Source organism: Oleiphilus sp. HI0043, from assembly GCF_001634935.1.
This window is the reverse complement of record NZ_LWEY01000360.1, coordinates 1-432: the sequence shown is the minus strand read 5'-3', so window position 1 is coordinate 432 and position 432 is coordinate 1. Positions and strand designations below refer to the sequence as shown.

The window sequence follows — 432 nt, the reverse complement described above, 5'->3', positions numbered from 1 at the left end:
AAGGCCGCTTCGTTGAGCAAGGTGTTTGGGTGCGCCCCTTTGGTAAACTCGTTTACGTCATGCCGCCTTATGTCATGAGCAATGATGAACTAGCAAAACTCTGTCAGGCCATCCATCACGTTATCAAACACTATCATCAAGTTTGAGCGGCTAATACTGCGTACTTACCGCTAAACTTAACGCAGGTTTTGCCATTCTCATCCGGGACGCTCACCTCAATATGGAAGACCGATTTTCCAAGCCCGGTGTGATGGTGCTGAGCTTTTTCCAAGATTTCGGGTGCAGGTGCATAAGCCGTGGCGACAAGCCGGCCTCTCAGTGGCCGAAGGTAGTTGATCTCCCCCTTGGCAACAACGATATCTCCCTTAAGCCCTAGCGCTTCAGCTTTAAGCTGAGTCATTCCCCAACCGGCGATCACACAGAGATTGTATA

The 432-nt window shown here is 50.2% G+C and carries 1 protein-coding gene; it reads right to left on the bottom strand.

Going from position 1 to position 432, the window contains the following annotated elements; translation table 11 throughout:
- Nucleotides 1–136 precede the first annotated feature (136 nt).
- Nucleotides 137–432 (bottom strand): YiiD C-terminal domain-containing protein (locus A3729_RS05015; protein WP_197475572.1); only part of this gene is annotated, 296 nt, incomplete at its 5' end.